The sequence below is a fragment of the Nitrobacter winogradskyi Nb-255 genome, assembly GCF_000012725.1.
In the GTDB taxonomy this organism is placed as follows: domain Bacteria; phylum Pseudomonadota; class Alphaproteobacteria; order Rhizobiales; family Xanthobacteraceae; genus Nitrobacter; species Nitrobacter winogradskyi.
Window position 1 is genome coordinate 3,004,573 of record NC_007406.1, and the last position, 13,186, is coordinate 3,017,758.

A 13,186-nucleotide genomic window follows, 5' to 3' on the forward strand; every position below is an offset into this window, starting at 1 on the left:
ATCGAACGAGCGCTTTTCCCATGAACGTGATCGCATCCAACCTCGCGTCGAACGCTGCCCTCGCGACGCCCAACGGCACGACCCGCCCCCAGGTCAGCATCGTCATTGTCGGCCACGTCGATCATGGCAAGTCGACGCTCGTCGGGCGGCTGCTGCACGAGACCGGCAGCCTGCCCGACGGCAAACTTGAGATGCTGAAAGCGGTCAGCGCACGGCGCGGCATGCCGTTCGAATGGTCGTTCCTGCTGGACGCCCTGCAAACCGAGCGCGATCAGGGCATCACGATCGACACCACGCAGATCCGCTTCCGTACGCGCTCGCGCGACGTCGTGCTGATCGACGCGCCGGGCCATGCCGAGTTCCTGCGCAACATGATCACCGGAGCCGCACAGGCCGACGGCGCCGTGCTTATCATCGACGCGCTGGAAGGCGTGCGCGACCAGACGCGGCGGCACGGCTACCTGCTGCATCTGCTCGGCGTCAAACAGGTCGCCGTGGTCGTCAACAAGATGGACCGGGTCGATTTCAGCGCCGAACGCTTCGGCGCCATCCGGGATGAAATTTCCGCGCACCTGACCGGCCTCGGCCTCGCTCCGACAGCCGTTATTCCGATCTCGGCGCGCGATGGCGACGGCGTCGCAGAACGAACCCCGAAGATCGACTGGTACGACGGTCCCGTCGTCGTCGAAGCCATCGATGCGCTGCAACCGGCGCGACCGCTCGACGAACTGGCGCTGCGACTGCCCGTTCAGGCGATCTATAAATTCGATGATCGCCGGATCGTGGCTGGGCGTATCGAGTCGGGCGGTCTGAGCGCTGGCGACGAGATCGTCATCATGCCGGCCGGAAAGATCGCAAATATCCGCAGCGTCGAAGGCTGGCCTTCCAGTCCGACGGGCGCGCAAGGCGCCGGCCGCTCGGTCGGCATCACGCTCGACCGCGAACTGTTCGTCGAGCGCGGCGACGTCATTGCCCATGTCGGGTCGGCCCCGCGCGATACCCGAAGGATTCGGGCGCGCATCTTCTGGCTGCACGAACAACCGCTAGCGGCCGGCGCATCCATCCTGCTGCGGCTCGGCAACAAGGAAACGCGCGCCGTCGTCGTCGCCATCGAGAAAGCTGTTGATCCGGGCGAGCTTTCGAGCGCCGAGACCAAGGCGATCGCCCGCAATCACGTCGGCGAAATCGACATCTCGCTGGCGCAGCCGCTCGCGGCCGACCCCTATGTCGACAATCCCCGCACCGGCCGCCTCGTCATCGAGGTCAATGGCCGTATCGCCGGAGGCGGGCTCGTGCTCAGCGTCGATGCGGGACAGCGCGCGGTTCCGGTGGACATCGTGCCGGTGGAATCGGCTCTTCGGCCCGAAGAGCGGTCCGCCCGCTATCGTCACAACGGCGCCGTGGTCTGGCTGACGGGGCTGCCGGGCTCCGGCAAATCAACGCTGGCCCGCGCGCTGGAGCGAAAACTGTTCAGCGACGGCGGCTCGCCGATCCTGCTCGACGGCGACACGCTGCGCGCCGGACTGAACGGCGACCTCGGTTTCTCGCCGGAGGACCGTGCCGAGAACATCCGCCGGCTCGCGGAAATCGCCACGCATCTCGCACGCAATGGTCATATCGCGATCGTCGCCGCGGTCTCCCCGTCGCGTGAGGATCGCGCCGCGGCGCGGCGCATCGCAGACGACACCTTCCGCGAGATCTATGTCGCAACGCCGGCCGACGTTTGCGAACGCCGCGATCCCAAGGGACACTATGCGAAGGCGCGCGCGGGCGTCCTGCACGGCTTCACCGGCATCGGAAACGACTACCAGCCCCCGGAGTCGGTAGAACTGACGATCGATACCTCGTCCTGCACGGTCAGCGATGCCGCCGATGAAATCGAGCGGATGCTGATCAGAACCGGTGTTCTGTTCGACGAAGTGACGGATATCGCCGCCAACATCTGAGCCTTGCGGCCACAGAGGCCCGCTGCCGCCGCGAACCTACGCGGCGGGTGGTCTGGCCGCCTCTTGCCTCAACGTTCTGATCGAGCATGATCTTGTCCGAAACCGCTCTCCGCTTTGCGCGGGCGCGGCCCTTCGGGTCAGGATCATGCCCTGTTCAACTCTCGTGACGGGCTTCTCACGGAGCCGGCTTTGGCGCAAGATGACAGCCAAGGGCCGCGCTTAGGCCGCCCGATCTTGAAACAGCGCATGGTCGCGTTTCCTGCGAGAAGCCCGCGACATGAACCGAATCGACGCCCACGGACTGAAGATCGCGCCTGTCCTGTTCGATTTTATCGCCGGGGAAGCCACGCTCCGGACCGGGATCAAACCCGACGCGTTCTGGGCCGGACTTGCAGCGATCGTGCGCGATCTCGGACCGAGAAACCGCGAGCTGCTCGCGGTGCGCGACAGGTTGCAGGCCAGGATCGACGACTGGCATCGCATTCATAAAGACACGCCGTTCGACATCAGCGCCTACACAGCGTTCCTGACCGAGATCGGCTATCTGGAGCCGGAGCCGGAGACGCGACAGATCGAGACCGCCAATGTCGATGACGAGATCGGCAAAATCTGCGGCCCGCAACTGGTCGTGCCGCTAACCAACGCGCGCTACGCGTTGAACGCCGCCAACGCGCGCTGGGGCAGCCTCTATGATGCGCTGTACGGCACCGACGCCATCGCACGCGAGGCCGGCGAGGCGAAGGGATACGACAAGGCGCGCGGCGACAAGGTGATCGCGAGGGCAAAGGCCTTCCTCGATATGGCAACCCCGCTTGCGAACGGCGCTCATGCCGACGTCGCAGGCTACAGCGTGCTCAATGGACGGTTGTCGGTCACGCTCAGGAACGGCGACACCACTGGTCTGAAGGCGGAAACCCAGTTCGCGGGCTATCAGGGTGATGCGAACGCTCCATCCGCGATCCTGCTCGTCAATCACGGTCTGCATATCGACATCCAGATCGACCGCGCCCACCCCATCGGCAGGCATTATTCCGCCGGCGTCGCCGACGTGATCATCGAGGCGGCCATCAGCACCATTCTCGACATGGAGGACAGCGTCGCCGCCGTCGATGCCGACGACAAGGTCCTGGTGTATCGCAATGCGCTCGGCCTGATGAACGGCACCCTCACCGACACTTTTGAAAAGAGCGGCAAAACCCTCACCCGCGCCCTCAACCCCGACCGCGTCTACACCGCGCCGGACGGCGGGCAACTCACGCTGCACGGACGCAGCCTGCTTTTGATCCGCAACGTCGGTCACCACATGTTCACCGACGCGGTTCTCGACCAGCGCGGCGCCGAGATTCCCGAGGGTCTGCTCGACGCGGCCATATCGGGCCTTCTCGCGATTCACGACATCAACGGGGTTTCGAAAAGGCGGAATAGCCGCAGCGGTTCGCTCTACCTGGTCAAGCCCAAGATGCACGGCCCCGACGAGGTCGCGCTGACCTGCGAACTGTTCGCCCGTGTCGAGGCGATGCTCGGACTGCGGGAGAACACGCTCAAGATCGGCATCATGGACGAGGAACGCCGCACCACGGTCAACCTCAATGCCTGCATCCAGACCGCATCGAAACGCGTCTGCTTCATCAATACAGGCTTCCTCGACCGCACCGGCGACGAGATTCACACCTCGATGGAAGCCGGTCCGATGATCCGCAAAGGCGAGATGAAGACGCAGCCATGGATCAAGGCCTATGAGGACTGGAATGTCGACATCGGCCTGATCGAAGGCCTGCCCGGCCGCGCCCAGATCGGCAAGGGCATGTGGGCCGCGCCCGACCGGATGGCGGACATGCTGGCGCAGAAAATCAACCACCCGGAAGCGGGCGCCACCACCGCATGGGTGCCGTCGCCAACCGCGGCGACGCTGCACGCCTTGCACTACCACCAGATCGACGTGCGGAAACGCCAGCAGGAACTGAAGGCCGGCGGGCGACGCGCCAGGCTGTCCGATCTTCTCACGATCCCGGTGTCTCATTCGAACTGGCCGCCCGAAGACGTGAAACAGGAAATCGACAACAACTGTCAGGGTATTCTCGGCTACGTGGTGCGCTGGATCGATCAGGGCGTCGGCTGTTCGAAGGTGCCTGATATCCACGATGTCGGCCTGATGGAGGATCGCGCCACGCTGCGGATTTCCAGCCAGCATCTGGCGAACTGGCTGCATCATGGCGTCGTTACCCACGATCAGGTGATGGATTCGTTCAAACGCATGGCTGTCATCGTGGATGAACAGAACGCGGGCGATCCGCTCTACAAGCCGATGGCGCCGGGCTTTGACAGCGTGGCTTTCAAGGCGGCCTGTGATCTGGTGTTCAGGGGCCGGGAGCAACCGAACGGCTATACCGAACACATCCTGACCGAGAGGCGGCGCGAGGCCAAGCTTATGGCTCAGGCGGCTCGAGCATTTTCCGGCGAAGCGGATACCGGTTCGCCGCGGGAAAATGCGACCAGACAATAGTTTTTAAAACATGGTCCAATTCAACCTGATCGGACCATGCGCCAGCTGACGGTTCGAGCCCCGACCGGCAGCGCCCCGGCGCAGGCGCGAGCACCAGCGCCGCAGGCCATCCGTTCAGAACATCGGAACAAATCTCAACGCCGAAGCGACGCCGATCACAATGGCGGCGACGCGAGCGATCTGCTTGCCGCGGATGTCGAGCGGCGCGACGCTGATGAAATACAGAACCAGAACAACGATGAAAAACGTAATCAGGACGCTGATGAACATTCCGGCCTCCTCACACCGATAGTGGGAATTAGAGAAAGCGCCCTTACGACATTTGGCGCGCGAGCCAATCGCTGGCAAAGTTTGAAAGTTCCTAAGCGAAAGCACCGTGCGATCGATCGTGCGGGATGAGGAAAAGCGTACTTCGGTGCAGCCCGGACCCTGCTTCTTTGGAGAGCATCGCAAACGATCACGTTGGCCGCAGGCCCTACGCCCGAAGCTGAGCGACCAGCGGCATTTCCTCCCGCAACGTCTTATCTCTCAACGCCTTGGCGGCAGGCATGTCGGTGCGGAACTTTAAGCGCGACAGCACGTTGGCTAGCGTATTTCTCAAGTTTTCAGGAGCGTTGGATGGCGAGCGACGGCGAGAATGCGATCAAGAACCTGACCGACAAGGCGACCTACGACCGGCTCGAGAAAGACCTGTCGGCCGTGAAGAACGAGATCTCCGCCCTTGCCGATCAGGTCTCGGACGCGCTGAGCGGGTTGACCGGCACAGCCAGGAAGCAAGCCCGCCGCGGCTACAGGCAGGCGAAGGCGAATGTCGATTCCGTTCTGTCCGATGTCTCCGAACGCGGCAATGCAGCGCTCGACGCGGCTCAGAGCGCTGTAACGACCATCGAGGAAACCCTGGAAGACACGATCCAGCAGCGCCCGCTCGCCACGGTCGCACTTGCGATGGGTCTCGGATTTCTGATCGGCGTCACCTGGCGCCGGTGACGCTCCATGGTGTTTCCGGGCGACTCCTTCTCGTGAATAAAACGCCTCAGAACGATGATCTGCCCCTCATTTCTGATTCAATCAGAAGCGAGGGGTATTCTGGCGGTTTCTTGCATTCCGGCGATCGGCGGGGAGCGCGGCATCCTGTTGCTGCATCCGGGCCGGTCTCTGTTTTCACAATCTTTCTTTTCACACATGCGGCTCGACAAATGACTTCTCGTCGGATGAGGCGCTTCGGGTGAGGCGGTAAATGTTTCAGCGGGCAATCGATGACTTCAAGGAAAGCGCGGGCAGCGCGGTGCAGTTGACGGGTCTGGCGCTGGCCGCGGCTTTCGCAGCTTTTGTTACGATCGTATTCCTCTGCGCGGCCGCGTTCGTTTTCGTACTCCAAAACTACGGCCTGATCGAAGCTTGTCTGAGCGGAGCGGCGATCTTCTCCCTGATTACTTTCATCGCGGTCGTCACTTTATTGATCCGGCGCAAGACCGCGAAGAAGCGCGCGGTCCAGCACGCCAAAACCGCAACGCAGAGCTTTCTTGCCGATCCGATGGTGGTGGCAGCGGGACTTCAGCTCGTCCGCGCCGTCGGCGTCAAGAAGCTGATTCCAATCGTGGCGATCGGCGGCCTGGCGCTGGGATTGTTCGCGGGAGGCCGAAGCCGCAAGGAAGATTGAATTTTCCGAGCGCGATTCTCACGTCACACAGCGGCCGGGCTGGAGCCGCTTCGCAACGTCCGTCAACATGCTCACCACGGGTTCGCATGCGATCGTTCGCTTGACCCGCGCGGCGGGAGAGCGCTGCAAGCCTCGCTTCACACCGCGATCGCGCGCTTCCTGACCCGAGTCCGGAAGCCGGAACACGATCGACATCCTCGGCAGGCTTTGCAGACGAACGGAAACCGTTCTGCCGCCAGCGTTTGGGGAGGGGACAATGCCGAGGTCCGACTTGACGGCTCGATGCACGGAAGCGACGGCTGCGTCATAGACGGCTGCCTCACCATTCGATTCCAGATGCACCGCGCCCAATGACAGGGTCACCGCCAGCCCGGCAAGAAATCCCGCCGATACCTGCAACATCGTTCCAGCCGCCTCTATTCTACAAGCCGCACCGATTCCGACAGCCGCCCGTCGCGCTCGCGGACCCGCCCTGCATCAACGCCGTGCGGCGGATATCGTTCACCGCGATCCCTGAAAATGCATGAACGGAACGCTTGTCGGCAGGCGCGCCGCGACGAGGGCCAAACACCCCTGATCGACCAGCAGCGAGAATCTTGCTGATAAAGCCCGGATCCCGCGGATCCTTCTCGCGAAGGCTGTCACGACGCCGCAGCGCGAGGCTCACGGTTGCGCGAATTCCGCTGGAAGAACAGCGCCTGACTGGCGACCGCAGAAACCATCGCGGGTTGGAACGGTTTCGAGATAAGAAACGCCGGCTCGGGCCGCTCGCCCGTCAGAAAGCGCTCGGGATAGGCCGTGATGAACACAACGGGCACCTCGACCACACGCAAAAGCTCGTTGACGGCATCCAGCCCGGAACTGCCGTCAGCGAGTTGAATATCCGCCAGAATAAGGCCGGGCTCCTTGGTCTTGGCGAGCGCGATCGCATCGGCGTGGGTGCGGGCGACGCCGATCACACGATGTCCTAGGTTCTTCACGAGGCTTTCCAGATCCATCGCGATGAACGTCTCATCCTCGATGATGAGAACGTCCGTTGCAATTTCAGCCGCCATTTCGCGGCCTGCGATACCGCTCAGCCTTCGGACTTCGGCGATATCGACCTCAAGAACGAACGCGGCCTCATCCTCCGAGAACCCTTCTAGCGACAGCAGCAGGAAGGCCTGTCGCGGAAGCGGCGTTATATTCGTCAGCCGACGCTCGGTCGGCGCCAGGGTCGGCACCTCGTCCGCACCTCCGTTGACCGAGACAGAGTTCCAGATTCGGGTAAACAGCCGAAACAGACCCGCGCGCGCGCCATGCTGTTCATCGAGCAGCGTCGGATCCTGTAGCAGCGCCTCCAGCATGGCGCCGACGTAAGCGTCGCCGGAGGCCTGGCTTCCCGTCAGGGCGCGGGCATAACGGCGCAAAAGCGGCAAATGCTCGGCAACGACCTGTGATCGAAACATTCCCATCCATCCTTTTTGAGGTAGCTCATTGCTGGGAGCATTCACCGTCGGCGCAGCACGTCAACCGGCAAAATCAGGCCCGCCATTCGCCAGTTTACTCCCGAACACGACAAAAGTTCCCGAACCCTGGAACTTTCACTTCGGCATTGAATTAGGCTTCATACAAATTCCGTGATAGCGGCGCGAAGCACAGGAATTTCCAACATTTTCAATGTCTTGAAACCCGGGCGCGACTGTCATGAAAGATTCAAAACCACCCCTCGCCAAAGGCGGCCTCAACGCCGAGATTCAATCCCGGATCGGGCACCAGCTCCGCGCCATGTATGACGACGTCGTGAGGCAGGGCATCCCGGACCGGTTTGCTGAATTAATTCGAAAGCTCGATGCATCCGAACCCGGGACACCACAAGTAACCCCAAGGGGCGATCTCGACGTCAAAAATGACGGGAGGGACTAATGCCTCTCACAGATTCACTTCGCGACGAAATTCTGGCATCGGTGCCAAACCTGCGCGCTTTTGCGATATCGCTGAGCGGAAATGGCGACCGAGCCGACGATCTCGTGCAGGAAACCCTGCTGCGCGCGCTTGCCAACATCGATTCGTTTCAGCCAGGCTCGAACCTTCCCGCATGGCTGTTCACGATCCTTCGCAACCTGTTCCGATCCGATTACCGCAAGCGGCGGCGGGAGGTCGAGGATTCAGATGGCAACTATGCGAAAACGCTGAAATCGCAACCGAGCCAGAATGCTCATCTGGAGTTCGAGGAATTCCGCGCGGCGCTCGACAAACTTCCGCAGGATCAGCGGGAGGCCTTGATCCTCGTGGGTGCTTCAGGGTTCTCCTACGAGGACGCGGCGAAGATCTGCGGATGCGCGGTCGGCACCATCAAGAGCCGGGTCAACCGCGCGCGATCGAAGCTCAGCGCCCTGCTGTATGTCGAGGGCACGGAGGATTTCGGCCCCGATGATACGGTCCGGGCCGTCATCGGCAACCGGTAGCTCGACATCGCGGAGCCGCGCAGAAAGCCCGCTTCTGATTCCGTCAGAAGCGGAAAGGTGTCAGGTGCGCGAGATCAATGGCGCAGAGCGAAGCTCTGTTTATTCTTTGATTGAGCGCGGCTTGTCCGAAACCTCGTTCCACTTTGCACCGGCGGGCCTTTGGGTGGGGGATCGTGCTCAAGCCCCGGGCTTGAGCGGCGTGGAGATCTGCATCGTGCGATCTCTCTCGGTCAAGTCCACCACGGTATCTATGGGAGCGGCGAGTTCATAGACGTAACTCACCTCGGTGAAGTATCGCTTGGAAATTCCGCCCAGCGCTTCCGGCGCAACGCGGTCCAGCAGGATGATGCCGAAATCGCTGTCCTCGCGTCGGGTCGCCGCACTGGTATTGAATTCTTCCCACCTAAAGCGAAACAGCGCCTCTTCCCCCTCGCCCTCGACTTCCCAGTTCACCACAATATGCGGATGCTTGCCGACCAGCGAAAGTCCCTCGTCGGAATGCGACGCCAGTTCAAAGAACAGCAATGACAGGCTTTGGGCCGCCCGCGCGCTGACCGTGATATCAGGACCATGGATCGCGATGCGGTCGACATGAGGGATGGCGCGGGCTTCGAACAGTCCCCTCAGCTTGACCCCCTGCCACTGGCTCTCGCTGAGCAGAGAAACCACGTTCGACATGGCATGGATCCGGCCGATCAGCAATTCGCGGGCGACTTCGATGTCGGAGCCGTGCCGCAGCGTACGCGTGACGATCGATTGAATCACCGCAAGAATGTTTTTGACACGGTGATTGAGTTCATCGATGACGGCGGTCAACCGCCGCTCGAAGCCGATCCGAACCTGAATTTCCCGGCTCAGCCGCAAATTGTTATAGGCGACATATCCGAACAGGCCGCAAATGATGCTGGTCAGCGCAAGACCGATCGCGGCCACCACCGCGGCCAGTTTCTGCGCGCGATGCGAGGCGTTGGTTTTCGCGTAGTAGCCCAGCGACCAGTCCCTACCACCGAAGGTCACCGTCCGAAACACCGGCGGAGCGGGATCAGCCGTCTGTCCGGGACGCGAAGTGACATCACCGCTGTCGTCGGCGACCAATTCCAGAGCGGGGTTGCGCGGATCTTTCAGCACGACGGAAAACAGCGACAGTTCGTCGTTGGTCAGCATCAGCGACGCCAGCTTGTAGGAAAAGGTAATGAAGCCGGCCGCGGTCCCGCTATTCTCCTGGAACACCGGCGTTGCGATGACCAGCCCGATCGGCCCGTCCCTATCCATCAGATTGAGCGGATCGGACACGACGGAAGTCTTGGTCTGCATCGCTCGGGCGAACATCGGCCCCAGGATCGGATGCTGATCGAGCGAGCGGCCGGGGAATGCGGAGGTTTGCGCATTTTGCGGTTCGACATCCATGATCACGTCGATCGGCTTGTCGAGCGACGACAGATCACGCGAGGCGTCGTCAAAACTTCTGATCTGCGGATTTGGAAAGCCAGCGTTGGCGAGGGCATCACGAGCCTGCGGAAATTCGCCGGACTCAAGGCGCGCGACCCAGGCGGCGAGGACGAAATCGGTCTCAAAGGCATAGATGGAGGCTCGCAACGGGTGGAGCATGTTGGCCTGCATCGCCGAAGGTGACCGAAACAGCCCCGAGGCGACCCGCGCCAAAAGCTCCCGCTGGATGAGACGCTCCTGAACCAGGCTGGCATGAACGTCGATCGCGCGCGACAGCGCAATCCTGTCGATCGCCAGTTCCTGATCATGAGCCCGCCACGCCGCCAGACCGGAAAGAAAAATCCCGATGACTGCGACAAAGCCAATGACAAAACCCAGCCGAACCACGCGCCCTACCCGGAAATCACGAGAATAAAACCATTCGCAACACTGGCTGGCCTTACCATGAACAGCAGCGCCCCCGCGACGATGCACCACATCAATCGTGCCGCGCCAGCCTGGTTCCGCCACCAGGTACAAAAGCCGGGAACGATCGTTAACGGAGTCCGGCCAAGTGATCTTTCAGCGCACACGGATAAAAGATTCAGCCGCGAGCATTCGCCTGCGGCCATGCGCCGCTCATCGCGTTTTCGCGCGAAGCATGTCTTCAGGCTCGATTCGTAAGACCGGGGCCCGTTCGTGAAGAAAACGCGTCAGATCGATACGACAGAGCCTGACTCCTGCGTCCGTCAGAAGGGAAATGGCTGCTACCGCGAGGCCCCCTGGGACTCGAGCCTGGATCCTGTCGACGGCTGCTTCTACCTGGCGCAGCGGGATCAAGCCAGCAGCCGCGTATCGTCGTGCCCTGCCACCCGAACCGTCCGCACGGCGCCGGGCGTGTCTCCCGTCATTGCGACCGGCACGAAATGCTCGGTGCGGCCCTGCGTGCCGCTTTCGATCAGCACCCGGCGCGTCGCACCGACCTCCGCCGCAAGCCGCCGCCGCAGCGCGGCGCCCGCCGCCGCCCGTAACCGCCCGGCCCGATTCCTGACCACCTCAGCCGCGACCGGCGGCATCCGCGCCGCAGGCGTTCCCGGACGCGACGAATAGGGAAAGACATGCAGGAAGGTGAGATCACATTCGGCAACGAGATCCAGCGACCGCGCGAACATGTCATCGGTCTCGGTGGGAAAGCCGGCGATGATGTCGGCGCCGAAGGCTGTGTCCGGCCTCAACCGCCGCACCTGCGCGCAGAAATCGATGGCATCACGGCGCGCGTGCCGCCGCTTCATCCGCTTCAGGATCATGTCATCCCCGGATTGCAGCGACAGATGCAAATGCGGCATCAGCCGCTCCTCGTTCGCGATCGCGTCCATCAGATCGCGATCCACCTCGATCGAATCGATCGACGAGATGCGAAGCCGCCTCATCTCCGGCACCTGCCGCAAGATCTGCCTGACCAGCCCGCCCAGTCGCGGCCCGCCCGGAAGATCGGCGCCATAACTTGTGAGATCGACACCGGTCAGCACGATCTCGGCATAACCGGTTTCAGTGAGCACGCGAACCTGATCGACCACGGCGTCCATCGGCATCGAGCGCGAGTTGCCGCGTCCGAAGGGGATGATGCAGAAGGTGCAGCGATGATCGCAGCCGTTCTGCACCTGAACAAACGCGCGCGGCAGTCCGCCCTGAAAGCCATCGACGAGATGCGGCGCCATCTCGGTCACCGCCATGATGTCGGCGACCGCGATCTTCTTCTCCGCCGCGATCGTCACATCCGGCGCAGCGAAAGCGGCCCGCGCGGCGCGCCACGCTTCGCCCCGCATCTTCTCATCGTTGCCGATCACGCGATCGACCTCGGCCATCTGCGCGAACATCGCCGGCTCGATCTGCGCGGCGCATCCGGTGACGACGATGCGCGCATCGGGCCGCGCGCGCTTCAGGCGACGGATCGATTGCCGCGCCTGCGCCACCGCCTCATTGGTCACGGCGCAACTGTTGACGATGACGACATCCTCAAGGCCGGCCGCTTCCGCGTTGCGACGGATGACCTCGGATTCGAAGGCATTGAGCCGGCAGCCGAAAGTGATGACGTCGACCGGCATCAGGCCACCGACGCGAACAGCGCCGGATCGAAGGCGCCCTCATACTCGAATATGGCCGGACCGGTCATCAGCACATGATCGTCGCGCTCGCGCCATTCAATGGTCAGGCTGCCGCCGGGAAGCGTCATATGAACGATGCGCTCGACCCGCTTGAGCCGCGCCGCCGCCACCGCCGTCGCGCAGGCCGCCGAGCCGCAAGCCTTGGTCAGGCCCGCGCCGCGTTCCCAGGTCCGCATCGTGATGTGATCGCGATCGACGATATGGGCCAGCGTGATGTTGGCGCGCTCGGGAAACACCGGATGGTTCTCCAGCAGCGGCCCGAAACGGGCGAGATCGTAGGCATGGATGTCGTCAACCCAGAAGATGGCGTGGGGATTGCCCATGCTGACAACGGACGGCGAATGCAGCACGGGGGCGTCGATCGGCCCGACCTGGAGTTCGATATAGCGGGTATCGCGGAATTCCTCGGCCAGCGGAATATCCTTCCAGCCGAACTTCGGCGATCCCATGTCAACGCTGTAAAGACCGGGCGCGGAGCCTCGCCAGCAGTTCAAAAGCCCCGCGCGCGTCTCGAAGGTCAGCGCGGTCTTGTCTGTCGCCTCGAAGATCTGTCGCGCGACGCAGCGCATGCCGTTGCCGCACGCATTGGCTTCCGAACCATCGTTATTGTAGATCCGAACGAAGGCTTCGGTGCCCGGAGTGCGCGGGGGCTGCAGAACCATCAACTGATCATAGGGCACGCCGCCGGGCGATGCGACAGCACGAGCCTCCCCGGCCGTGACCGTGGCAGGATTGTCGCGAAGATCGACAACGACGATCTCGTTGCCGATGCCGTTCATCTTGCTGAAAGCGTGATTTGCGAGCACACTCATCGGTTCCAGTTTCCGGATCAACCCCCGGCTCCATCTCACCCGCGTTATATGGTGGCGCACGGTTGTTGACCAGCGCCACAACTCCCGTGATCAATTCACGCAAGTCCGCCGCAAGCGCCCCATGCCCGCCACGATGCGGCATGACATATCGGTCTTGTTCTGTCATGGGACGAACGCCAGAGTCGCGTATTCAGCACCTTCATCCCTCCACCTGCACCAGCGGCC

At 62.5% G+C, this 13,186-nt stretch carries 12 protein-coding genes; 6 read left to right on the plus strand and 6 right to left on the minus strand.

The features are described from left to right. The first annotated feature begins 20 nt into the window (after positions 1-20). On the plus strand, positions 21-1,946 hold the full coding sequence (gene cysC / locus NWI_RS14355) for an adenylyl-sulfate kinase (RefSeq protein ID WP_011315962.1): 1,926 nt from the start codon (positions 21-23) through the stop codon (positions 1,944-1,946). A gap of 277 nt (positions 1,947-2,223) precedes the next feature. After that, the gene (locus NWI_RS14360; protein WP_011315963.1) at positions 2,224-4,449 is read left to right on the plus strand and encodes a malate synthase G; all 2,226 of its coding nucleotides are present in this window, start codon (positions 2,224-2,226) and stop codon (positions 4,447-4,449) included. A gap of 114 nt (positions 4,450-4,563) precedes the next feature. Here the strand turns inward: NWI_RS14360 and NWI_RS18030 are convergent, their stop codons facing one another. Further along, on the minus strand, positions 4,564-4,719 hold the full coding sequence (locus NWI_RS18030; protein WP_011315964.1) for a hypothetical protein: 156 nt from the start codon (positions 4,717-4,719) through the stop codon (positions 4,564-4,566). A gap of 348 nt (positions 4,720-5,067) precedes the next feature. Here NWI_RS18030 and NWI_RS14365 point away from each other — a divergent pair, with 348 nt between their 5' ends. Both NWI_RS14365 and NWI_RS14370 read left to right on the plus strand, forming a co-directional pair. Next, positions 5,068-5,436 (plus strand): DUF883 family protein, encoded by a 369-nt coding sequence (locus tag NWI_RS14365; protein WP_011315965.1) that lies wholly within the window; start codon positions 5,068-5,070, stop codon positions 5,434-5,436. 250 nt (positions 5,437-5,686) lie between these two features. Then, positions 5,687-6,109, plus strand: a complete 423-nt coding sequence (locus NWI_RS14370; RefSeq protein ID WP_011315966.1) for a hypothetical protein — start codon at positions 5,687-5,689, stop codon at positions 6,107-6,109. An 18-nt stretch (positions 6,110-6,127) separates the two neighbouring features. On the opposite strand, the gene NWI_RS14375 is transcribed toward NWI_RS14370, so the two are convergent. Together NWI_RS14375 and NWI_RS14385 are read right to left on the minus strand one after the other, a co-directional pair. Beyond that, the gene (locus NWI_RS14375) at positions 6,128-6,511 is read right to left on the minus strand and encodes a hypothetical protein (RefSeq protein ID WP_011315967.1); all 384 of its coding nucleotides are present in this window, start codon (positions 6,509-6,511) and stop codon (positions 6,128-6,130) included. Between the two features lie 239 nt (positions 6,512-6,750). Continuing rightward, complete coding sequence (locus NWI_RS14385) at positions 6,751-7,557, minus strand: response regulator (RefSeq protein WP_011315969.1); 807 nt, start codon at positions 7,555-7,557, stop codon at positions 6,751-6,753. 238 nt (positions 7,558-7,795) lie between these two features. Between NWI_RS14385 and NWI_RS14390 the strand changes: the two genes are divergently transcribed. Continuing rightward, a complete protein-coding gene (locus NWI_RS14390; protein WP_011315970.1) occupies positions 7,796-8,014 on the plus strand; it encodes a NepR family anti-sigma factor in 219 nt (72 codons plus the stop codon). Continuing rightward, positions 8,014-8,556 (plus strand): sigma-70 family RNA polymerase sigma factor, encoded by a 543-nt coding sequence (locus NWI_RS14395; RefSeq protein WP_011315971.1) that lies wholly within the window; start codon positions 8,014-8,016, stop codon positions 8,554-8,556. The genes NWI_RS14390 and NWI_RS14395 overlap by 1 nt, the downstream gene beginning before the upstream one ends. A 177-nt stretch (positions 8,557-8,733) precedes the next feature. On the opposite strand, the gene NWI_RS14400 is transcribed toward NWI_RS14395, so the two are convergent. From NWI_RS14400 to dapF, 3 genes are all read right to left on the minus strand, one after another. Then, positions 8,734-10,392, minus strand: coding sequence for a CHASE domain-containing protein (locus NWI_RS14400; protein WP_011315972.1), 1,659 nt, complete (start codon positions 10,390-10,392; stop codon positions 8,734-8,736). 428 nt (positions 10,393-10,820) lie between these two features. After that, entirely contained in the window at positions 10,821-12,089 is a 1,269-nt protein-coding gene (gene mtaB / locus NWI_RS14410) for a tRNA (N(6)-L-threonylcarbamoyladenosine(37)-C(2))-methylthiotransferase MtaB (protein ID WP_011315973.1), read from the minus strand. Beyond that, positions 12,089-12,961 (minus strand): diaminopimelate epimerase, encoded by an 873-nt coding sequence (gene dapF, locus NWI_RS14415; protein ID WP_041345152.1) that lies wholly within the window; start codon positions 12,959-12,961, stop codon positions 12,089-12,091. The genes mtaB and dapF overlap by 1 nt, the downstream gene beginning before the upstream one ends. Positions 12,962-13,186: the final 225 nt, after the last annotated feature.

Coding starts and splice junctions, on each gene's coding strand:
- NWI_RS14395 (WP_011315971.1), top strand. CDS start 8,014: ATGCCTCTCACAGATTCACTTCGCGACGAAATTCTGGCATCGGTGCCA.
- cysC (WP_011315962.1), top strand. CDS start 21: ATGAACGTGATCGCATCCAACCTCGCGTCGAACGCTGCCCTCGCGACG.
- NWI_RS14385 (WP_011315969.1), bottom strand. CDS start 7,557: ATGTTTCGATCACAGGTCGTTGCCGAGCATTTGCCGCTTTTGCGCCGT.
- dapF (WP_041345152.1), bottom strand. CDS start 12,961: ATGAGTGTGCTCGCAAATCACGCTTTCAGCAAGATGAACGGCATCGGC.
- mtaB (WP_011315973.1), bottom strand. CDS start 12,089: ATGCCGGTCGACGTCATCACTTTCGGCTGCCGGCTCAATGCCTTCGAA.
- NWI_RS14375 (WP_011315967.1), bottom strand. CDS start 6,511: ATGTTGCAGGTATCGGCGGGATTTCTTGCCGGGCTGGCGGTGACCCTG.
- NWI_RS14360 (WP_011315963.1), top strand. CDS start 2,224: ATGAACCGAATCGACGCCCACGGACTGAAGATCGCGCCTGTCCTGTTC.
- NWI_RS14365 (WP_011315965.1), top strand. CDS start 5,068: ATGGCGAGCGACGGCGAGAATGCGATCAAGAACCTGACCGACAAGGCG.
- NWI_RS14390 (WP_011315970.1), top strand. CDS start 7,796: ATGAAAGATTCAAAACCACCCCTCGCCAAAGGCGGCCTCAACGCCGAG.
- NWI_RS14370 (WP_011315966.1), top strand. CDS start 5,687: ATGTTTCAGCGGGCAATCGATGACTTCAAGGAAAGCGCGGGCAGCGCG.
- NWI_RS18030 (WP_011315964.1), bottom strand. CDS start 4,719: ATGTTCATCAGCGTCCTGATTACGTTTTTCATCGTTGTTCTGGTTCTG.